Here is a 21866-nt window from a genome sequence, read left to right on the forward strand (position 1 = left end):
TGTAGTTTGACGATCATGGATTGGGTGCTCGGGAGAGTTGTAGCAGGATACCCATGACTTCTCGTGCTGTGTTCAGTTTGAGTAGCCGATTGCTTATATGATCGTCAGGGATGCGACAATTAACCGCCCTGCTGGATTTTATCGACGAATATAATCTGGCAGCACTGTTGGCATAGAAATGCATGGCAATGTAGTGTTATTTATCAAGGCATGCAGCTTTTATTTAAATAATGGCTGGAATTAAGAAACAAGAAACAAGGCTACCCTGCGCATCGGCGTGTTGCTACCCGGATAAAACCTTCCCACTTTGCTCACCATTACGTCAGGTACTGGAGTCGCCGGCAGCGGCCACGCACCATGACGGGGTGATGGGTAAACCTATCGCCGGCTCATGCCGGCAGGCCAGTCAATGCTTCATTGTCTGCACATCGCGACACAATGCAGGCCCGCATCTCAGTACGCAAGCAAGGCAAATCCTATCCCCCGGCCAGCTGAAATACCGGCCAATACGATGTTGGTTTTAATCCATTCAATAACGAAAATATATTGACAGCAGTAGCAGTGCCGGCTGTGGTATTCGATATGGCATAGTGAATGTCAAGGCTTTGAATTATAGAATCATGCGGTGTCATCTTATCCTGGCAATCAATATCACATGGCGCGCTCAAGCTTTGCCGAATCTGACCTGATAATTACTTTACCCACGTATTGTCAGGAGCCTTTAATGAGCCGGATACAGCGAAAACCATTTGTCGCATTCCAGAGCGGCTTGAGCCCGTGGTTGCCCACCCATGCCGGCACAAGAGAAGGCATGCCGCCGCCCGTACACGACACCTCAGCCCTGTCCTGTGAATTCCTGAGCTGGGCGCGGTGGCTGGACACCTTGCGCGATGCTGCACGTGGTGGCGATTACGCCGCAGTACAGGCCCTGGCCAAGGGCAAGCTACGCTTCATCCTGCGCCGCAGCAGCTTGCTGCGTGACAAGGCCATGCTGGGAATATTGCACCATCTGCAGCTGACAGAAGCACAAGCGCTTTGTCAGGAGTTCGAGCAAGTGATCGGCGAGCTCACCGGTCGCATCATGACGCCAGCTAACGAATGGCCATTGCCCGTACGGCTATATGTGCCGGAGGAAACCACCGCCGGCCAGACTGGCGGCCACCGCGGGCAGCAAGAACGCCGCCATGTGCCCACACGACAAAACCGGCTGGATGCAGTGAGCCAATCCGAAGCGCAGCAGATTTACGGCTGCTTGCGGCTGGTGCTGCGCCTGCTGCAGCAACAGGTCAACCTGGCGGAGTCGCAAGCGATGTTGCAGGCAACAGGGGTCTTGGCGCGCACGGTAAAGCTGGGCCATCTCGACAATGAGGCTGCCACATAACCCTGGCTTGGGCGGCTTCGGCTAAAATGGCCGCCTCTCACCAGAAAGCCCAATCATGCAGCAGATCGTTGATTTCATCCTGGAGCTGGACAAACTCAAGGGCGTTACCCGCAAAACCCGGCCACTGGGGCTGGACCGCCAGGAAAACTCCGCGGAACACAGCTGGCAGATTGCCATGCTGGCGGCGTCGCTGGCACCTTACGCGCCCGGGCAGGTAGACATGAACCGCGTGATCGCCATGTTGCTGGTGCACGATATCGGCGAAATCGACACCGGCGACACGATTGTTTACGCCACCGAAGGCTGGGAAGAGCGCAAAGCTGCCGAGCTGGCTGCGATGCAACGCATTTTTGGCCTGCTGCCTGCCGCACAGCGCGAGCCGTTCCTCGCACTGTGGCAAGAGTTCGAAGCCGCCGAGACCGCCGAATCACGTTTTGCCAATGCGGCAGACCGCGCCATGCCGGTATTGCTGAACCTGGCCAATAACGGCCAGAGCTGGCGCGAAAACGGTATTAGCTATCAGCGTGTAGTTGGCCGCATCCGCGAGCCCATCGAAGCGGGCTGCCCTGCACTGTGGGCCTATCTGGCCGAGCGCCTGGCGTACGCCGAAACCCAAGGTTGGTTTGGTGCCTGACACACAGCCAGTGCCATGAAAAAAGCCGCCATCAACTGGCGGCTTTTTGTTTGCTGCTGCATCAGGGAATGATGGCCAGCCCGGCCAATGGCTGCCCCTGGGCAATGCGCCCCAGACGGCTGGCCTTGCCGGTTTGCAGGTTCACTTCGTACAGCTGGCTGGCCCCCAGCTTCTGCCGCGCCGCCAGAAACGCCGTGTTTTTCACGTCAGAAATATCCAGTGACGCCGCCTGCAAGGCGCCGTAGCCTACGCCACCAGGCTGCATGCCCAGCACGTCCAGCGCCGGCAAGCCCAGGCTGCCAACGGTACGCAGCTGGCCGCTATCCGGCGAAACAAAGGGTTGCTCGCCCTCTCTGGAGCCCTGCATGGCCAGGGTGCCGCGCAAGGCGTCGATGGTGTACAGCGTGGTGATTTTGTCGTTGCGCGCGTTATAGGTATACGCTGCGGCCAGAATCACCGGCTGCTGGCCAGCCTGGCTGTCGCCATCGGCGTAGTGCAGGTTTTTGTCTGCTTGTACGCCCTCTTGTGCTGCATTGCCATCGATTTGCGCGCCCGTATCCGGGTGCATGCGCAGGTTGGCGCCTTGGTCGCTGACAATTCGCATGCGGTCCACTGCCGGGTTGAAATCAAAGCCGAAACGCTGCCCCGCCAGCTGCGGCAAGGCTGCCGGCGGCCCTACCTGGGTCAGCTGGCCACTCTCTGGCGCAATGGTGAAAACCCGCCCGGCGCGTGACAAACCATACAGAATGCCACGTGCCACGCGGTAATCAATGCCCACCAGTGCGTCACCCGCTGGCAAACCAGCCAATGGCTGGCGTGACAGCTCGCGCGAGGGCTGGCTGGCATTGATGCGGATCAGCACCATGTCCTGGGTCAGTACATAAAGCTGCTCGGTACGTAGCTGCCCGGGGGCTTCAGGTGGCAGGCTGGCGCAGCCGGCCAGCAGACTGGCTACCAGGCCCAAGAGGCATAGCCGGGTCGAGACAAGGCGTTGAGTATGCATGCGTATCCTTCGTGATGCGCCTTAGGCGCCGTGAGTAGCGAGAGAAAGGGTAGACAAACCACTACTGCCCTTGTGAACACGTATTTGTACCGGGATGCGCTCTTTCAGACCTTCCACGTGGGAGATTACCCCGATCATTTTGCCGCTGGCGTGCAAACTGTCCAGCGCATCCAGTGCGACGTCCAGCGTTTCCGGGTCCAGCGTACCAAAGCCCTCGTCGAGAAAAAGCGAATCTATTGATGTTTTATGGCTCACCAGGTCGGATAGTGCCAGCGCCAGTGCCAGGCTCACCAGAAAGCTTTCGCCGCCGGACAAGGTGCGGGTGTCTCGCCGCGTATCGCCCTGCCAGGTATCCACGATATCCAGCTCCAGTTCGCCGCCCTGCTGCCGTTGCAGCAAATAGCGCCCATGCAGGCGGGCAAGCTGGCGGTTGGCCAGGTGTATCAGGTTGTCCAGCGTCAGGCCCTGTGCAAATTTGCGGTATTTGTCGCCTTTGGCCGAGCCGATCAGGCTATCGAGCCGTAGCCAGATATCCAGCTCGGCCTGCTGCTGTGCCATGTCGGCCAGCAGCTGCTGTTGCTCGGTGCTACGCCGCGCGTCGTCGTCCAGCAGGCTTTGCAAGGCACCTTGTCGTGTCAGGGCGTGCTGGCGGCTGGCGTCGTGCGTGGCCTGGGCTTGCTCCAGCTCGGCCAGCCCGGGCAGGCCGCCAGCCTCGGCTTGGGCTGCGGCCAACCTTTGCTGGCTGCTATCGGCCACTGCCTGGTGCTGCGCCAGCTGGCTGGCCAGCTGCGCTAGCTGCGCTTCGTAAGACTGTACGCTGGCATCATCCAGCAAAACCTGCCGCCAGGCCGCCTCATCGGCAAAACCCTTGTCGGCCAGCGCTTGCCACCACTGCACACTCGCTGCGTTTGCCATGTCGGCGGCTTGCTGCAGCTGCTGTTGTTGCTGGGCAAGCTGCCCCTGTAACTGGCTGGCAGCCTGTTCCAGTAGAGGCAGGCTGGCGGCCTGCGCTTCCAGCTCGGCAGCAGGGTTGGCCGCAGCGCCGGGCTCGGCACCGGCAGGCCAGCGAGCGTGCCAATGTGCTACAGCGCTGCATGCTTGCTGGCGCTGCTGGGCGTGCTGTTGCAGGGTGCTAGCCAGTGCTTGCAATGTGGCTTGGTCCGCCTGCCACTGCACCCATTCTTGCTGGCGCTCGGCCAGCCAGCTTTCCGGCTGCACGGGCAGCGCGTAAGCCGCGCTGGCCAGGCTGCTGCTCAGGCTGCTCTCCAGCTGGTTCAGTTGTGTTTGCAGCTGTGCGGCACGCTGGCGTTGCTGCTGGCATTGTTGCTGGCTGTCTTGCACGGCTTGCAGTAACAGTGCGTGTTCGTTGGCGGCCTGCTGCTGTAACTGTACGGCATGTGCCGCGTGGGCTTGTGCCGCTTGGCAGGCCTGGCTGGCGGCGTCGGCCGCTTCTAGCTGTCGGGCACTATCGGCCAGGCTGGCGCTGGCGGCATCGAGCCGGGCTGGCCACACCGCAGCGTACTGCCAGTCATGCTCCTGCACACCGAGCGTGTCTGCCAGATGCTGCCAGCTAGCCGATAGCGCATCCAGCCTGGCTTGCAGGCTTTGCTGTTGCTGTATGGCAGCGTGCAGGCTGGCCTGGTGCTGTGCCTGCTGCTGGCTGGCTGCACGGCCGCTTTCTTCCAGCGCCTCCAGCTCGGTTTGCAGCCGGGTAATGGCCTGCTGTGTGGGCGCACTATCCAGCTGCTGGTACTGCTGGATGGCCGGGTGTTCGTGCGCGCCGCATAGCGGGCAGGCCTCGCCGGCTTGCAGCTGCTGACGATGCGCTTCCAGACTCTGGATGCGCTGCTCCAGCAGCAGGATGTGTTGCTGGTCGGCCAGCAGCTTGCGGGTGGTTTTGTATTGCTGGCGCTGGGTTTCCAGCTGCAGCTGCGCCGCGTCTATCTGCGGCTGCAGCGCCTGCTGCTGTTGCCATGCTTGCTGCAGGCCGGCGCTTAGCGCGCGCAATTCGCCAGCCTGGCCGGCCAGCTGGGCAAGCTGCGTGCTGTACTGCTGGGCTTGTTGCCACTGCTGGCGCAGCCCGGCCAGGTCTTGCCCTTGCAGTGCCGCTAGCAGTGTGGCTTGCTGTTGCTGCGCGGCCAACTCGGCTTGCTGCGCTGCTGCTTGTGCGGCATCCAGCTGCGCGGCCATTGTCACGACGCTGGCCTGTTGCTGCGCCAGGCGCTGCTGGCTGTGCGCTTGCGCTGCCTGCTCGGCATACAGTGCCTGGCGCTGTGCTGCCAGCTGGCCAAGCTGGTTTTGCCACAAGGGTAGCCCCTGCCCCAGCGCGGCATGCTGACTGCGCCGGGCCAGGCTGTCAGCCAGCTGCTGGTGGCGGCGAGTGGCGTGCTGCAACGATGCGTCGGCTTCTGTTTGCAGCTGCAGTGCCAGCGACAGGGCGTGTTGTGTGCCGGCAGCCAGCTTTTGCTGTGCCTGCACCAGTGCTTGCTGCAAGTCCTGGCGCTGCTGTTGTTGCTGCGCCAGCTGTTCAGCGGCGCTGCGGTAGGCGTGCTGCAGCGGCTGTATGGCGGCCGCAGGCTGGTGGGCGTCGAGGCTGGCTTGCCAGGGTGCCGCAGCCTGCCAGCTTTGCGTGCTTTGCTGAAGCTGCTGCGCTGCCAGCACCGCAGCCTCGGCAGCGGCGGCCTGGTCTTGCTGCAGGCGTATCTGCCGGGCTATCTGCTGACAAGTGCTGGCGCTATCGCCTGCCTGCTGCTGCCATTGCGCCAGCTCGTGTTGCATGTCTTGCCGGCGGGTATCGTCCAGCAGGTCTGCCGCACTGGCGCGGGTCTGCAGCTGGGCCAGCAGCTGGCGCTGTTCGCGAGTGTGTTCGAATACGCGCTGCGAGATCTGGCCGTAGATGTCGGTGCCGGTCAGCTCTTCCAGTAGCTCGGCGCGGTCATTGGCGCTGGCGTTGAGAAAGGCGGCAAAACCGCCCTGGGCCAGCAGCATGGATTTGGTAAAGCGGGCAAAATCCAGGCCGGTCAGTGCGATGGTCTGGCGCAGCTTGTCGTTGACCTGGCTGCTCAGGATGCGGCCATCTGCGTGCGCCAGCTCGACTTTGGGTGCCTGTAAGGCGCCATCGGCTTTATCCCGCGCGCGGCGCTGGCTCCAGAAGGCGCGATAACATTCGCCTTTGACTTCGAACACCACCTCGGCCAGACAGTCAGCCGTGTGGCGGCTCATGATGTCGTTCCCCCCCGCCGAGATGCTCTTCAGGCGTGGCGTTTCGTGGTAGAGCGCCAGGCAGATGGCGTCCAGCAAGGTGGATTTACCAGCGCCGGTAGCGCCGGTAATGGCAAACAGGCTGCAATCGGCCAGTGGTGGCTGGTTGAAATCAATCTGCCACTCGCCTTGCAGCGAGTTCAGGTTTTTCAGGCGTACGCTCAGTATTTTCATGCTTGCCCTGCCTGTAGTTGCTGCAGGATGTGCTGATGGCGGGTGGCCAGCTCGGCAGCCAGCTCATCATCAAGGGTTTCCAGCGCCAGGCGGCGGGCAAACACCTCTTGCGGGCTGAGTTCGTCCAGCGTCTCGCGCGGGTTGCCGGCCAGACTGGCGGCCTGCTGCGGGCGCTCGCGGCGCAGGCGCAGTATGTCCAGCGGCAAGCCGTCGCACAGCTGCGCCAGCCTGTGTTGCAGGTCGGCCAGGTAGTCATCGGCCTGCACACACACCTCCAGCCATACCGGCTGTGCGCTGCTACCGGCTTGCGCGGCTGCGGCCAACTGTGGCCCCAGGCTGGCCAGCGTGCCACGCAGCTGGGCCATGGGCTGGAATGCCGGCACCGGCAAGGGGGTAATCTCCTGCACGCTGGTGCTGTCCAGCGTAAGCAGCAGCACTTCTTTTTGCTGCCGGCACTCGTCAAAGCCCAGCGCGATGGGCGAGCCGCTGTAGCGGATATGCTCCAGGCCGCCAACCAGCTGCGGGCGGTGGATATGGCCCAGCGCAATATAGTCCGCCGGCGGGAAGGCCGCGGTAGGGAACGCCTCCAGCGCGCCAACGTAGATTTCGCGTACCGCTTCGCTGCTGCTGGCCCCCACGGTAGTGAGGTGGCCGGTAGCGATAATGGGCAGCGGCAGACCCAGCGCCATACGCTGCGCGCAGGCTGCGTCGTATACCTGCTGGTAGTAGCTGGCAATGGCTTGCTGCAGCGAGCGTTGCTTATCTTCGGCGCTCTGCCCGGCTTCGCTGCGCATCACGTCGCGCGGGCGGATAAACGGCAGCGCGCATAGCAGCGCGCCAGGCTGGCCTTGTTTATTACGCAGCAGATGTACCATGCGCGCCGGGTCTGCATCGATCGCTGGCACTACCAGCGTATTCAACCTGGCCAGCAAAGGCTGACTCTCGGCCAGCGTGGCCACCGAATCGTGGTTGCCTGCCAGCAGGATGAGCTGTACGCCCAGCTCGTGCAGGGCCACTACCAGGCGGTTGTAGAGTTCGCGGGCGTAGCTAGGCGGTGCGCCGGTGTCGAAAATATCACCCGCCACCAGCACGGCGTCGGCTTGTTGCACTGCGACTTGCTGCAATAGCCAATCGAGAAAAGCCTGATGCTCGGCCTGCCGGCTTTTCCCCATGAAGTGCTGACCCAAATGCCAGTCGGAGGTATGAATAATACGCATGGATAATGCCGTAAAGATAAAGCATGGATGGATGGTGACGATTCTACCCCGCCAAAGCACGGGCAGATATATGCAATAGCACGGCAGGTAGACGCCAGGGGCGATACCCATACTGGATGCGGCTATGGCGAGTGGGTGGGCAAAAAAATAACCTCCTGAATCGTCACAAGTCAGGAGGTTTTATAAGTTCGGGCCGTAGCCCGCCTCTGAACAGGCTGCGAGGAAGCAGTAATTTCAGAAGATGATTGAATGATATAGGCTCATGCGGCCTTGTGACTATGCGTAAAAATACCTACGCGCCACCAATATGGCGATCGAACACAGCCATCAATTGTTCGCCGCCCTCTATTCGTTTGATTTCATTGAAGAAAATCTCGGCTTCGCTGTAAGTGCGCTGCAGCAATTTTGCCCATTGCTTGCTGCGGCTTACCGCGTAACGGCCGCCATCGGCACGCAACTGACATTGTTCAGTCAAATCGCGTAGCCACAGCAGCGCCTGCGACCACGCTGCCGGGGGCAGCATTTCACCGCTTTGCTGCAGGTGGCGGATACGCCAGCCCAGGTCGGGGCTGGCTACCAGGCCGCGCCCTATCATCACGGTTTCGCAACCGCTGATGTCGCGAATGGCCTGGTAGTCTTCCAGGGTCCAGACTTCGCCATTGGCCACGACCGGTATCGTCATCGCTTCGCGGATACGCGCCAGCCATTCCCAGTGCGCTGGCGGGCGATAGCCTTCTACCTTGGTACGCGCATGTACGCACAGCTCTTCAGCGCCACCTTGCTGGATGGCATGGGCGCATTCCAGCGTGAGGCTGGTATCTTCGTAACCCAATCGCATCTTGGCGGTAACCGGGGTGCCGGCCGGCACGGCGCTGCGTACGGCTTGCACAATGCTATAAAGAACGTCGGGCTCTTTCAGCAATACCGCACCACCACGGTGCCGGTTTACCGTGGGCGCCGGGCAGCCGAAGTTCAGATCTATCCCGACCGCCCCCATCTCGGCGGCACGCACGGCATTCTGCGCCAGCCATTCCGGCTCTGAACCCAGCAGCTGCACGCGCACCGGCACCCCGCAACGCGTGGCCGAGCCGGTTTGCAGCTCGGGGGCCAGCCGCTCGAAGGTGCGCACCGGCAACAGCGAGTTGGTCACGCGTACAAACTCGGTCACGCACAAGTCGATGCCGCCAATGCGCGTCAGGACATCACGCATGACGTCGTCTACCAGGCCCTCCATCGGGGCCAGTACAATTTTCATGTTTACCGCCAATACTTAAGGAGCAGCGCATTGTATACAAGCACGCCACACGACACCACGCCGGCAGGCATCCACCTGCACCAGGGCGATGCGAGCGACATCGCCAGTGCCCTGCCCCTGCTGGCCGCTTACCGGGCTTTTTACGAGTTGCCCACCGATGCGGCGGCCTTGGCTACTTATCTGCAGGCCCGCCTGAGCACCGGCGAGGCCACGCTGTGGCTCGCTAGCCAGGCTGGCCAGCCGGTAGCGGTAGCGTTGTGTTACCGCGGCTATTCCACCCTGAGCCTGGCCCGTAACGATCTACTGCATGACTTGTATGTAGCGCCAGCCTGGCGCCGGCATGGCATCGCAGCGGCGCTGCTGCGGGCCATACAGCAAAGCATTCCGCCCGGAGGCAGCCTGTGGCTGGAAACCGCGCACAGCAATCACGGTGCGCAGGCACTGTATCTGGACATGGGCTTCGTGCCGGACACGGTGTTTCTGACCATGAGCTGGCAGTGCCCGGCCGATTTGTGAAGCCAGCCGCAACGCGGCACAATGCGGCCAACTTAGCAGGAGCGCACCATGACGACCGATATCACCTTGCCAGCGCTGGGGCGTTACCAGCATTACAAGGGCAACCATTACCAGCTGATCGACTTTGCCCGCCACAGTGAAAGCCACGAGCTGATGGCGGTATACCGCCCGCTATACGGTGACATGGTGCTGTGGGTACGCCCGCTGGCCATGTTTTGCGAGCAGGTCACCATTGATGGCGTCACGCAGCCACGCTTTCGCCTGCTGGACACGCCGTGCTGATCTACCGTACCGACCAGTTCCCCATGCCGCTGCCGGCCGGCCACCGCTTTCCGGCCGAAAAATACGCCTTGCTGGGGCAAGCGGTAGCCGGCATGGCGCCCGAGCGGCTGGCAGACGCCCCCGCCGCCACACCGGCCGAGCTGATGCTGGCGCACGATGCCGACTACGTTGGCCGCATGCTCGACGGCAGCATCGCCCCTGCCATCATGCGCGAGATCGGCCTGCCCTGGAGTGCGGCCCTGGTAGAGCGCAGCTGCCGCTCGGTAGGGGCCACGCTGGCGGCGGCACGCAGCGCGCTACAGTATGGTGCGGGGGTGAACCTGGCGGGTGGTACGCACCACGCCGGCCACGCCAAGGGGGGCGGCTTTTGCGTATTCAATGATGTGGCGGTAAGCATCCGCGTATTGCAGCAAGAAGGGCGGATTCGCCGCGCCGCCGTGATCGACCTGGACGTACACCAGGGCAATGGCACCGCCGAGCTGTTTAGCGGCGATGCGCGGGTATTTACCCTGTCCTTGCACGGGGAAAAGAACTTCCCCTTCCGCCGCGTGGCATCTACGCTGGATGTAAACTTGCCGGATGGCACCGGTGATCGCGCTTATCTGGCAGCACTGGATCAGGCGCTAGCTACCCTGGCCGCGGGTTTTCAGCCCGATATCGTGTTTTACCTGGCCGGAGCCGACCCTTACGCAGGCGACCGGTTGGGCCGGCTGAACCTTAGTCGTGACGGCCTGATGCAGCGTGACGCCCGGGTTTTCGATTTGTGCGAGCAAAAACAGTGGCCGCTAGTGGTGGTGATGGCAGGCGGCTACGCCGTGCCCATCGACGATACGGTCGCCATACATTGCCAAACCGTGCGGGCCATATTGGCCCGCCACAGCATGAAAGGAGCTGTCTGATGACCATTGCCAAAGCGACATTTGCCGGGGGGTGCTTCTGGTGCACCGAGGCGGTATTCCGCCAGCTGGAAGGCGTGACGGCAGTCATGCCAGGCTATATCGATGGCCATCTGGCCGACCCGGACTACGAAAACGTGTGCCGTGGCAATAGCGGCCATGCCGAAGCCATCGAGCTGCACTATGCACCGGACACCATCAGCTATACCACCTTGCTGCAGGTATTCTTCCTGACCCACGACCCCACCACGCCAAACCGGCAGGGCAACGATATCGGCACGCAATATCGCTCGGGCATCTATACGCATAGTGACAGCCAGCAGCAAGAAGCGCTGGACATGATCCGCCAGCTGGATAGCAGTGGCGATTACCCCGCCGCCATCGTGACCGAAGTAAAACCAGCCAGCCATTTTTACCCGGCCGAAAGCTATCACCACGATTACTACCAGCGTAACCAGAGCGCCGGCTATTGCCAGGTAGTGATTTCACCCAAGCTGCACAAGCTGTACCGCACTGTGCCTGGCCTGCTGAAAACAAGCTGAATACGCGCTGCAAGGTGGTCGCCATGCTGCTGCCACCTTGCGCCCGCCGCGGTGTTGCCCCTGCCTGGCCGGCCACATGCCAATTGCAGATTTCCAGCCATCCTGCGTTACAATTATCCCCCCAGACACCGCCCCGGCCAACATGACCCCTAGCGAGCACGCCCCGGCCAATACCGGGTTTTTCCGCATCCGGCAATGGCCACACATTGTCAGAGAGTTGCCCTGGCGGGTAAAAGGCACCTTCCTGTTGCTGTGGGCCCTGCTCGCCATGGCCATTCTGGTGGTAGCCATTCTGCTGACAGAAGAAAGCCGGCAACAGCAGTTTGACGCGGCCAGCCTGCACATCAAGAAAACGCTGGAAGAGCGCCTGCTGATCTGCGAAACCGCAGTGTATGGTTTTACCGAGCTGTCTGCGGCCAACTACGGCATGGACAAGCTGCGCTTCCGGCAATACGCCCAGGGCATAGGCAACCGCTACCCTTATATTTACCTGATGGGCTTCCAGCCCAAGGTCAGCCTGGCCGAGCGCGAAAACTACGAAGCCTCCATCAGCTTCCAGCGTTACCAGCCCTTCTTTATCAAGGACTACCAGGGCAATGGCGACCCGGGCTGGCTGAATAGCCAGCTGTGGCGGCCCTCCCCCGCGCGGCCGTTTTACATTCCGCTGGTTGATGCCGAGCCGCCGTCTGCCAACCAGTACAGTTTCATGCAGGGCCTGGATATCCTGCAGGATGCCATCCTGGGCCCGGCGGTACAGCGCGCTATCCGCAGCAGCGAAATCGAAATCACCCAGCCCTACCAGATGCGCGAGGGCGGCCATGGCTTCGGTTTTGTCAAAGCCATTTATGCAGAAGGCGTAGCGCCGACATCACCAGACGAGCGCATCAGCGCCGCCATCGGTGTGATTACGGTAGGCATCAAGGCAGAAACCCTGCTGGCCATGCAAAGCGGCAATGTGCAGCAACTTAGCGTACGCCTGACCCCCACCATGCCGACCCAGGCGATGCCTGCCATCACCCTGCGCCAGCCACAGGTGGCCGCATCCAGCAGCTGGCTGGGCGGCTTGCTGTTTCCCGCGCGCTATAGCGAGGTATCGATAGATCGCGACTACTTCCCGTACAAGCTGTCCATTTCGCGGCCAACTTCGCCCGGGCATATTCCCTGGTATTTGTACGCCCTGGCCATGGGCGCATCAGCGCTGATCAGCGCGCTATTACTGCTGATTGCAGCCTCGCAGCACAACGAGCGCATGCAAAGCGAGCACTATCACGACACCCTGCACCGGGAACGCCAGCAAGCCATGGTGACACTGGAAAATATCGATGATGCGGTACTGGTGATGAGCCGCGATTTACAAGTGGAATACCTGAATCCCAAAGCCGCGCTGCTGCTGAATGTGTCCGCCCCGCTGGCTACGGGCCGCCAGCTCGGCGAGCTGTGGCACTTGCGCTTTGATCTGGCCCGCGAAGCCGTGCTTGACCCGCTGCAAACCTGCCTGCTGACCGGGCAGAAAGTCGACCTGCCGGAAAACGCCTACATCGACCAGGGCGGCAAGGTTTTCTACGTAGAAGGCACCGTCTCGCCACTACCCGGCCCCGATGGCGTCATGCGCGGCCTGGTGATTACCTTCCGCGACATGGCACCGCTACGCCAGCGCATGGCCGAAGCCCTGGAGCGCAGCGAAGAGCGGCTCAAGCAGCACCAGGCCGAGCTGGCCCGCGTGGCACGTATCAACACACTGGGGGAAATGACCTCGGGCATCGCCCACGAAATCAACCAGCCACTGTCGGCCATCGTCAGCTACAACGAGGCCTGCCTGGGCCTGCTGGAAGACGAAGAGCCGGACCGTATCCTGCTGATTTCCGCGCTGCGCTCATCGGTAAAACAGGCGCAGCGGGCTGGGCATATCGTGAAAAAACTAAGAGAATTCGTCGCCAGCAAGCAAGCCGAGTTTGTGCCGGTAGACCTGAACCAGGCAGTGCTGAATATCGTTACCCTGATCGAGCCCGAGCTGCGCGGCCACCATGTGCAGGTAAAAACTGACCTGGCTAGCGCCTTGCCGCTGGTTTTTGCCGATACCATCCAGGTGGAGCAAGTCATCCTGAACCTGTGCAAGAATGCCATGGAAGCCATGATGGAAACCGCAGGCGAGCACCGGCTGTTCCTGTACAGCGAGCAGCGCGGCAACCGCGTACGCGTGGGTGTGCGTGATAATGGCCCGGGCATGCCGGAAGAGGTACGATCGCGCATTTTCCAGCCATTTTTCAGCTCCAAGTCACAAGGCATGGGGCTGGGCCTGACCATCAGCCATACCATTATCGAAAACATGGAAGGCGTGCTGTGCGCCGACAACCTGCCATCTGGCGGTGCCGAGTTTTACTTTGAATTACCGGTTATGAATACCCCTTATGAAAGCGAAGGAGTGAGTGTGTAATGGCATCCATGACCCCAACGATTTTTGTCATCGATGACGACCCGGCCGTACGGGACTCGCTAGCCTTGCTTATTGGCACCCAGGGCATGCGCGTGCAGACCTTCGAGCATGCCGAGGCTTTTCTGGAAAACTTCCGCCCGGACGAAATCGGCTGCCTGGTGCTGGATATCCGCATGCCGCAAACCTCCGGCCTGGCGCTACAGGATATGCTGAACCTGCAAAACATCCAGATGCCCATCATCTTCATTACCGGCCATGGCGACCTGGAAGAGTGCCGCCGCGCTTTCCGTGGTGGTGCGGTGGATTTCCTGACCAAACCCATCAACGCCGTACAGCTGCTGGAAAGCCTGAAGAAGGCCATCCGCATCAGCATCCAACAGCAAAAGCAGGAAGCCGAAACCCAGGAAGTGCGCCAGAAACTGGAGCGCATTACCGAGCGCGAGCGCCTGATTTTGCGCTACGTGGCCGAGGGCCGCTCCAGCAAGGAAATCGCCCGCGAGCTCGCGCTGTCGCCCCGCACGGTGGAAGCCCACCGCGCCAAACTGTTTGAAAAACTGGATATCAACTCGCTGGCCGAGCTGGTACGTTTCTACCTGAAAGCACTGGACGCTGTACAACCGGTGCCTGCGCAAGACACCACGCAATGACACGTCTTTTCAATAAAATTGGCCTGGTGGCACGCCACAGCAAGCCACAGATCATCGAATCGCTGCTGAAGTTGGCCGCACACCTTACCAGCCGCGGTTTCCATATCGTGGTCGATGCCGAGAGCTGCGCCGGTCTGGAAGACGGCAGCTATCCGGTAGTGGAGCGCGTCGATCTGGGCAAGCTGGCCGACCTGGTCATCGTGCTGGGTGGCGATGGCACCATGCTGTCGGTAGCCCGCGTACTGGCCCCCTACCGCGTGCCGCTGGTCGGCATCAACCAGGGGCGGCTGGGCTTCATGACCGACATTTCCCTGCACGAAATGCTGGACGCCATCGACCGTATCCTGGATGGCCAATTTGTGCCCGAAGAACGCATCCTGCTGCAGGCCTCGGTCATTCGCGAAGACGCCGAAATCGCCAGCGCGCTGGCCTTTAACGATGTCGTCATCAGCCGTGGCGCGCTGGGTGCCATGATCGAATTCGAGGTGTTTGTCGACAACCAGTTTGTCTACAGCCAGCGCTCCGACGGCCTGATCATCAGCACGCCTACCGGTTCTACCGCCTACTCGCTGGCCTCCGGCGGGCCCATCCTGCACCCCACCCTGCAGGCGGTAGCGCTGGTGCCGATCTGCCCGCAATCGCTCAGCAACCGCCCGATTGCCATCAGCAACAGCTGCGAAGTGTCCTTCATGCTGACGCGCGGCCTGGATGCGCGCGTGCATTTCGATGGCCAGTCGCACTGCGACCTGATGGAGATGGACCGTGTCATCGTGCGCAGCTACCGCAACACGCTGAAGCTGCTGCACCCCATCGGCTACAACTACTACGACATGCTGCGGCACAAGCTCCACTGGGGCGAGCGCCTGCTGTGAGATAACACCATGCTGCTTACGCTCAACGTCAAAGATTTTGTCATTGTGGACCAGCTCCAGCTGGAGTTCGAGCCGGGTTTTACTGTACTGACCGGTGAAACCGGCGCCGGTAAATCCATCATTCTGGATGCACTGGGCCTGTTACTGGGCGACCGCGCCGAAGCCGGCCAGATACGCGACGGTGCCGACCGTGCCGAAATCAGCGCCAGCTTCGACATCGCCCATCAGCCGGACCTGCAAGCCTGGCTGGCAGATAACGCCCTGTCGGGTGACGACAGCGAGCTCTTGATTCGCCGCCTGGTGGACCGCAACGGCCGTTCGCGCAGCTTCATCAATGGCCAGCAAGCCACCCAGAGCCAGCTCAAGAGCATGGGCGAGTATCTGGTAGACATCCACGGCCAGCACGCACACCAGTCGCTGGTGCGGCCCGAGATGCAACGCGGCCTGCTGGATGCCTACGCCGGCGCCAGCCAGCTATCGCGTGACGTGCGCGCCGCCTGGCAAGACTGGCAGCACGCGCGCAAGGCGCGCGAAGACGCGGAAAAGCGCCTGCGCGAATCCGAGGTAGAGCGCGAACGCCTGACCTGGCAAATCGGCGAGCTGGCCGAGCTGGCGCTGCAAGCCGACGAATGGCCACAGCTGAACCAGCAGCACTCGCGCCTGGCCAACGCTGCCGAGCTGGCGCAATCGGCGCAGTCGGCGGTGGACGTACTGTCCGACATGGACGGCAACTGCCTGTCGCTGCTGTCGCAGGTACAAAACCGCCTGGGCAAGCTATCCGGCTTTGATACCCGGCTGGCCGAATCTTTGGCGCTGCTGGACTCGGTAGACGCCGAGCTGCGCGAGGTGGTGTACAGCCTGCGCGATTACGGCAGCAGCTTCGACGACGACCCACAGCAGCTGATCGAGGTGGAAGCCCGCATCGATGCGCTGATGGGCATGGCGCGCAAGTATCGCTGCCAGCCGGAAGACCTGCCGAAAAAGCTGGCCGACTGGCAGTCACAGTTGGCCGCACTGGAAGCCGCTACCGACCAGGACGCCCTGGCCACGGCCGAGGCCGCCGCGCTGGCGCGTTACCGCGCCCAGGCCGAAAGCCTGTCCGGCAAGCGCCGTCAGGCTGCCAGCGAGCTATCGGCGCGCATCAGTACCGAAATGCAACGCCTGGCCATGGAAGGCGCCCGCTTTGCCATCGAGCTATCCGCCGCCAGCGAGCCCACCGCCCACGGCCTGGAAACCATCGAATACCTGGTGGCGGCCAACCAGGGCAGTACGCTGCGCCCGCTAGCCAAGGTGGCATCCGGCGGCGAGCTGTCGCGCATCAGCCTAGCCATGCAGGTGGTAATCAGCCAGGTCGCCAGCGTACCGACGCTGATCTTTGACGAAGTGGATGTCGGCATTGGCGGGCGCGTAGCCGAGGTGGTGGGCAAGCTGCTCAAACAGCTGGGCCAGCGCTACCAGGTGCTGTGTGTGACCCACTTGCCGCAAGTGGCTTCCTGCGGCGATCAGCACTGGCGCGTCAGCAAGTCCAGTGCTGCCGGCCGTACGGTGAGCCGCATTGCGCCGCTGGACGCAGAAGGCCGTGTGCTGGAAATCGCCCGCATGCTGGGCGGCGAAGACATCACCGCCACCACGCGCCAGCACGCCAGCGAGATGCTGGGCAATAACGCCTGACACGCCTGGCCCAGCGCAAAAAAGCCTGCCGGCTACACACCGGCAGGCTTTTTCTCTTTACGCCCACCGGCTAGCTACTGGCCGGCGCCTCGGGCAGCAAGGGCACCACCACGGCGGCCGATTTGCGCAGCTGCCGCTCGGCCAGCGCCGGCTGGCGGGTGCGCAGGTAATACTGTGCCAGCTTGGTGCTGCAGCTCACGCTCAGCGCCAGAATCTGCTCGTCACGGCCTTCGCTACCGGTGAGTGCGGCAGCCACGCGCTGCTGGTAGAGCGCGCTGGCCTCTTCCATGCCGGAGGCAGCGGCGATAGTGGCCATGGCACCGTACAAGGGTGCGTGCAGATTTGCCTGCTGCGCCGCCACGACATCATCGAGCTTGGCCAGCAAGGGGGCCATGGCCAAAACGCCCTGGTGGTCGGCAAGTGCCGGCAGTACCAGGCCCGGGTCACCTTTGGCCGCGGCTTGTGCGGCCAGGGCATACGCTTGCTCCAGCTGCTGTGCAGCGGCCGGGGCATGGCCTGCAGCCAGCTCACCCTGGCTAAGCAGCAGGGTAAGCGCAGGCCCCGGCGTGGCGGCCTGGCTGGCCTGCAGCTGGCCCAGCAGCGTTTTTACCTCGGTCCAGCGCCCCTTGGCGGCATTGGCCTGCAAGGCATTAAACTGCGCCTGGGCTTGCCAGCGTAGCAGCTGGCTAGTGGTGTAGTCGCGCATCACCGCACCAGACAGCTGTGACAGCTGCGCGCGGGCTTTATCCAGCCAGGCCTGCCACACACTGGCCGATAGCTGCGGGCTGGCCGCCAGCATGCTGGCAACGCGGGCATAGAACACAGCGGCATCCTGCGGCTTTAGCTGGCTGGCCTGGGTGACCAGCTCGTCCAGCGCCTGGGTACTGATACCGCCTGGGCGCTGCGTCAGCACCCAGGCGCTAGCCAGCAGCTCGGCACTGCGGGCACTGTCGGCCTGGTAACCCGGCGTGGCTTGCAAGCGCGCCAATAGCTCGTTGGCACGCTGCGCCTGGCCGCTTTCCGCCAGTGCCACCACCAGCGCCAGCGCCAGGTGCTGCTTTTCCCCCAGCGCAGCACCGTGCTGTGCGGCCACTTTTTGCAGGCTGGCCGCTACACCCTGCCACTCGCCGCTCGCGTCGGCGTCGCCTTTGCCAGCCAATAGCGAATCGCTACTGCCCGGCGCCAGTACAGCGCCATCCGGTGACTGCGCAAACGCCGCCAGGTCAGCCGGCTGCGTGGACAGGCCACCGCCCATAATGCGGTTGAGCACGCCCTGCGCCAGGGCTGCCTGCTGCCCGGGTGCCAGCGGCTGGCCCGATGGTGAAGCCAGGCGATAGCCACCAAAGAATGCGCCGCCTAACAGTAGGACAATGGCCCCGGCCCGTAGCACACCACGGCTGCCACGAAAGAAAGCCAGCCACGGCTGATGCAAGCCCAGCTCTTTTTCCAGCTCGGCACGGATACGGTTGCGCAGCTGGCGCTCGCTGTCTTCCTGGCTCTGGCGGCTGCCCAGCTCCCCCTCACGCTGCAGCCGAGCGTTCAGCTTGCGTAGTTCTTCGTCGCGTATCTGCTTGAGGCGCAGCTTTTCCGGGTCGATCTTGTCCAGGTAAATCTGGCAGTACGGGCACTGGCGCTGCGGGGTTGGCCGCATCATGCGCTGGCAGCCCGGGCATTCGCTATCGGCCACGCTGGCCTGTTTGTCCAGCAGCGCCAGCGTTGGCCTCATTTCTACCTGAAAGCCTGCATCGCGGAAGCTTTGCGCAGTACGCTCTGCTTCGTCCTGCGCGATGCCGGCCTTGATGCGGGTGGCGCCTCGCTGTTCCAGGTGCTGCATCAGGCGCGTAGCTTTCTCCGGGCCCAGCTGTAGCTGCGTGCTGGCTTGCTGTTGCAGCCGCGCCATGTCCGGGGACTCGGGGAGGTGGATGATCAGGTCGTAGCGGGTGGCGGGGGCGTGTTCGTCTGTAGTGTGCTGTGCGTTCATGTCGTGCAGCCGGCATCGGGGTGTGCCAGTTTAGCAAACGTGCGGCAAAATGCCACATTGCAATAGCATAGCCACAGGCGAGCCGCGCGCCCGGCTGTGGCCAGCTAGCTAGCGGATGGACACTGCCACGGCAAACTCGCCGACAGCCTGAACCAGACGGTCGACATCTGTCACACGGGTGTCCGGGCACACCAGGATCATGTTGTGGAATGGCGTGATCAGCAGGCCGCGGTTCAGCAGGAACAGGTGCACGATGTGCTCCAGCTCGCCGTCCAGAATGCGGTCGGCCTCGCTGCCATTACGCGGCGGCACTGGCGTGAACTGGAACTCGGTACGTGCGCCCACCTGCGTGACGCACCACGGCAGGCGGTGACGGGCAATGACCTCGCGCAGGCCTGCGGCCAACCTTTCGGCCAGGCCGAACATGTGCTGATAAGCAGCGTCGGTCATCACCTCGGCCAGGTTGGCACGCATGGCCGCCATCGCCAGCAGGTTGGCCGTGAGTGTGGTGCCGATGCCGCTATGCCCCGGTGGGGCGTGGCGCTTGGCGGCTTCGGCGCGGCGTGCGACGTCTTCGCTAAAGCCGTACACGGCACACGGTACGCCGCCCGCTACCGGCTTGCCCACCACGAACAGGTCCGGCTGCAGGCCGTGGGCAACGGTGTAACCGCCTGGGCCGCTGCTGATGGTGTGGGTTTCGTCGATCAGCAGCAGTGTGCCGTACTGGCGGCACAGCGCCTGCGCTTGCTGCCAGAAGCCGGGCTCGGGCAGCACCATGCCGATATTGGTCATTGCCGGCTCAGCCAGCAGGCAGGCTACCTGCCCGTCCTGCAGCGCGGCTTCCAGCGCCGCCAGATCGTTGAATTCGATGCTGCGGGTATGCCGGGTAATGTCGTACACCTGCCCCAGCAGGCTGTCGCGGGTTTGCGGCTGGCCATCCACCAGATCGACGAACACGTCGTCCACCGTGCCGTGGTAACAGCCGTTAAAGATCAGCACCTGACTGCGGCCGGTGATGGCGCGTGCCCAGCGGATGGCAAAGCGGTTGGCGTCGGACGCCGACAGCGCAAACTGCCAGTACGGCATGCCGAAGCGGCGCGCCAGCTCTTGCGCCACCCATACGCCGTCGGCGCTGGGCAGCATGGTGGTATAGCCGCGCTGCGCCTGGCGGGCGATGGCGTCGGCCACCGGCTGCGGGCTGTGGCCGAACATGGCGCCGGTATCGCCCAGGCAGAAATCCACGTACTCGTGGCCGTCCACATCGCGGAAACGGGCGCCGCGCGCTTGGTCCACATACAGCGAAAACGGCGTCGACCAGTCGTTCATCCAGTGCAGCGGCACCCCGAACAGCAGATGGTTGGCCGCATCGGCCGACAGCGCGCGCGAGCGCGGCATGCGGCTGATGAAGGTGTCGCGTTCGGCGGCCATCAGGGCCTGGGCCTTGTCCCAGTCTATGCCGTGGCGTGCGGTGGTCATGGTGTGCTCCTTTGTAGGCTATGGCTGCGGCCAACCTTGGCAGACAGCGCAGACTCTTATGTCGATATCGTAAAGTGTCAAACGTGCAGCTGCAGGTGCTCGCGCTCCCAGGCGGTGATGGCACGGTTGAAGGTTTCGAATTCCTTCTCCTTCACCGCACAGAACGCCTGCACAAACTCCTCGCCCAGAATCCCGGCCAGCTCGGGGCAGGCCTGCATCAACTCGACGGCGTCTTCCAGGCTGCGTGGCAGCTCGTAGTCCATGTCGTAGGCGCTGTCGTCCATTGGCGCCGACGGCTCGATGGCGTTGACCATGCCCAGGTAGCCGCAGGCCAGCGTAGCGGCCATCGCCAGGTAAGGGTTGACGTCCACACCGGGCACGCGGTTTTCCAGCCGGCGCGCCGCCGGGCCGGACGGCGGAATACGGATGCCGCAGGTGCGGTTGTCGTAGCCCCAGCGTACGTTGATTGGCGCGGCGGTGTGGCGGCTCAGGCGGCGGTAGCTGTTCACGTAGGGGGCAAACATCGGCATGGCCTGCGGCAGGTAGCGCTGCATGCCGCCGATGTGGTGGAAGAACAGCGGGCTGGGGCTGCCGTCCGGCAGCGAGAAGATATTGTCGCCAGTGCTGGTACTCACGATGCTCTGGTGAATGTGCATGGCGCTGCCCGGCTCGCCTTCCATCGGTTTGGCCATGAAAGTGGCAAAGATATTGTGACGGTAGGCGGTTTCGCGTACGGCCCGCTTGAACAGGAATACCTGGTCGGCCAGCGACATGGCGTCGCCGTGGCTGAAGTTGATTTCCATCTGCGCGGCGCCCACTTCGTGGATCAGCGTCTCCACGTTCAGCTCGGCGGCTTGGCAAAAGCTGGACAGCTCCTGGAAGAAGGGGTCAAAGTCGTTGACCGCATCGATGGAAAACGACTGGCGACCCACCTCGGAACGCCCGGCCCGGCCCGATGGCGGCCGCAGTGGTTCGTGCGGGTTGTTATTTTGGCGGATCAGGTAGAACTCCATCTCCGGCGCCACCACCGGGCGCCAGCCCTTGTCCTGGTACAGCTTCAGCACCTTGCGCAGTACAGCGCGTGGCGAAATGCCTACCGGCTTGCCGTCAAAATCCTCGCAATCGTGAATCACCACCGCTACCGGCTCGATGGCCCACGGTACCAGGCGTATGGTGGCCGGGTCCGGCCGGCAGACCATGTCCGGGTCGTTGGCGCCGGCAAAGCGCTCGAACTCGGCAAACTCGCCGTTGACGGTAATAGTGAGCACCGCCTTGGACATCTTCATGCTGTCTTCGGCCAGAAACAGGTTCTTGGGCACGATCTTGCCGCGCGCCACGCCGGTCATGTCCGGTATCACGCATTCGATTTCGTGGATCTGGTGCTGGCGTATAAACGCGGCCAGTCTGTCGTTCATGGTTGTTCTCCTCTGGTAAGCCCTTTGCTTCCCGTCCTTGCCCAGCGAACCATCTCTCGCAAAACAGAAAACCGCAGCAAATGCAGGCCTGATGGCTGGTAATGTATATTTGATCAAATATTACAGTCAATATTTGATCAAATCTTTGCGGCGCAGCCTGTGGCGTTTCTGCTATGCTGGCGGGCGCCACCTACCCTTGAACCCGTAAA

17 protein-coding genes are annotated in these 21866 nt (G+C 62.5%); 10 read left to right on the top strand and 7 right to left on the bottom strand.

Going from position 1 to position 21866, the window contains the following annotated elements; translation table 11 throughout:
* Positions 1–811 precede the first annotated feature (811 nt).
* Both PQU95_RS16480 and PQU95_RS16485 read left to right on the top strand, forming a co-directional pair.
* A complete protein-coding gene (locus PQU95_RS16480) occupies positions 812–1381 on the top strand; it encodes a hypothetical protein (RefSeq protein WP_272753020.1) in 570 nt (189 codons plus the stop codon).
* A 55-nt stretch (positions 1382–1436) separates the two neighbouring features.
* Positions 1437–2015: an HD domain-containing protein gene (locus PQU95_RS16485; protein WP_272753021.1), complete on the top strand. Its 579-nt coding sequence runs from the start codon at positions 1437–1439 to the stop codon at positions 2013–2015.
* A gap of 61 nt (positions 2016–2076) precedes the next feature.
* Here PQU95_RS16485 and PQU95_RS16490 read toward each other — a convergent pair whose 3' ends face one another.
* The 4 genes from PQU95_RS16490 to PQU95_RS16505 all read right to left on the bottom strand — a co-directional run bounded on the left by PQU95_RS16490 (position 2077) and on the right by PQU95_RS16505 (position 8925).
* On the bottom strand, positions 2077–3018 hold the full coding sequence (locus tag PQU95_RS16490) for a DUF4394 domain-containing protein (protein WP_272753022.1): 942 nt from the start codon (positions 3016–3018) through the stop codon (positions 2077–2079).
* Positions 3019–3039: 21 nt separating this feature from the next.
* Positions 3040–6453, bottom strand: a complete 3414-nt coding sequence (locus PQU95_RS16495; RefSeq protein ID WP_272753023.1) for an AAA family ATPase — start codon at positions 6451–6453, stop codon at positions 3040–3042.
* Entirely contained in the window at positions 6450–7670 is a 1221-nt protein-coding gene (gene sbcD, locus PQU95_RS16500) for an exonuclease subunit SbcD (protein ID WP_272753024.1), read from the bottom strand. Before sbcD ends, PQU95_RS16495 begins: the two co-directional genes overlap by 4 nt.
* Before the next feature lie 292 nt (positions 7671–7962).
* Positions 7963–8925: a tRNA dihydrouridine synthase gene (locus PQU95_RS16505; RefSeq protein ID WP_272753025.1), complete on the bottom strand. Its 963-nt coding sequence runs from the start codon at positions 8923–8925 to the stop codon at positions 7963–7965.
* Between the two features lie 30 nt (positions 8926–8955).
* Between PQU95_RS16505 and PQU95_RS16510 the strand changes: the two genes are divergently transcribed.
* The 8 genes from PQU95_RS16510 (at position 8956) to recN (ending at position 16785) form a co-directional block, all read left to right on the top strand.
* Complete coding sequence (locus tag PQU95_RS16510) at positions 8956–9441, top strand: GNAT family N-acetyltransferase (RefSeq protein ID WP_272753026.1); 486 nt, start codon at positions 8956–8958, stop codon at positions 9439–9441.
* 48 nt (positions 9442–9489) lie between these two features.
* A complete protein-coding gene (locus PQU95_RS16515) occupies positions 9490–9723 on the top strand; it encodes a DUF1653 domain-containing protein (RefSeq protein ID WP_272753027.1) in 234 nt (77 codons plus the stop codon).
* Positions 9717–10622, top strand: a complete 906-nt coding sequence (locus PQU95_RS16520; RefSeq protein WP_272753028.1) for a histone deacetylase family protein — start codon at positions 9717–9719, stop codon at positions 10620–10622. Before PQU95_RS16515 ends, PQU95_RS16520 begins: the two co-directional genes overlap by 7 nt.
* Positions 10622–11161: a peptide-methionine (S)-S-oxide reductase MsrA gene (msrA, locus tag PQU95_RS16525; protein ID WP_272753029.1), complete on the top strand. Its 540-nt coding sequence runs from the start codon at positions 10622–10624 to the stop codon at positions 11159–11161. The genes PQU95_RS16520 and msrA overlap by 1 nt, the downstream gene beginning before the upstream one ends.
* 76 nt (positions 11162–11237) lie before the next feature.
* Complete coding sequence (locus PQU95_RS16530; protein ID WP_272753030.1) at positions 11238–13595, top strand: ATP-binding protein; 2358 nt, start codon at positions 11238–11240, stop codon at positions 13593–13595.
* A complete protein-coding gene (locus tag PQU95_RS16535; RefSeq protein WP_272753031.1) occupies positions 13595–14242 on the top strand; it encodes a response regulator transcription factor in 648 nt (215 codons plus the stop codon). Before PQU95_RS16530 ends, PQU95_RS16535 begins: the two co-directional genes overlap by 1 nt.
* The gene (locus tag PQU95_RS16540; RefSeq protein ID WP_017509569.1) at positions 14239–15114 is read left to right on the top strand and encodes an NAD kinase; all 876 of its coding nucleotides are present in this window, start codon (positions 14239–14241) and stop codon (positions 15112–15114) included. The genes PQU95_RS16535 and PQU95_RS16540 overlap by 4 nt, the downstream gene beginning before the upstream one ends.
* Before the next feature lie 9 nt (positions 15115–15123).
* Complete coding sequence (recN, locus tag PQU95_RS16545) at positions 15124–16785, top strand: DNA repair protein RecN (RefSeq protein ID WP_272753032.1); 1662 nt, start codon at positions 15124–15126, stop codon at positions 16783–16785.
* A gap of 70 nt (positions 16786–16855) precedes the next feature.
* Here recN and PQU95_RS16550 read toward each other — a convergent pair whose 3' ends face one another.
* The 3 genes from PQU95_RS16550 to PQU95_RS16560 all read right to left on the bottom strand — a co-directional run bounded on the left by PQU95_RS16550 (position 16856) and on the right by PQU95_RS16560 (position 21657).
* Entirely contained in the window at positions 16856–18766 is a 1911-nt protein-coding gene (locus PQU95_RS16550; RefSeq protein ID WP_272753033.1) for a hypothetical protein, read from the bottom strand.
* Positions 18767–18874: 108 nt separating this feature from the next.
* Positions 18875–20242 carry an aspartate aminotransferase family protein gene (locus PQU95_RS16555; RefSeq protein ID WP_272753034.1) on the bottom strand — a complete coding sequence of 456 codons (1368 nt, stop codon included), beginning with the start codon at positions 20240–20242 and terminating at the stop codon, positions 18875–18877.
* A gap of 77 nt (positions 20243–20319) precedes the next feature.
* Positions 20320–21657: a glutamine synthetase family protein gene (locus PQU95_RS16560; protein WP_272753035.1), complete on the bottom strand. Its 1338-nt coding sequence runs from the start codon at positions 21655–21657 to the stop codon at positions 20320–20322.
* Between the last annotated feature and the right edge of the window lie 209 nt (positions 21658–21866).

The sequence above is a fragment of the Vogesella aquatica genome (assembly GCF_028548455.1).
Lineage (GTDB): Bacteria > Pseudomonadota > Gammaproteobacteria > Burkholderiales > Chromobacteriaceae > Vogesella > Vogesella aquatica.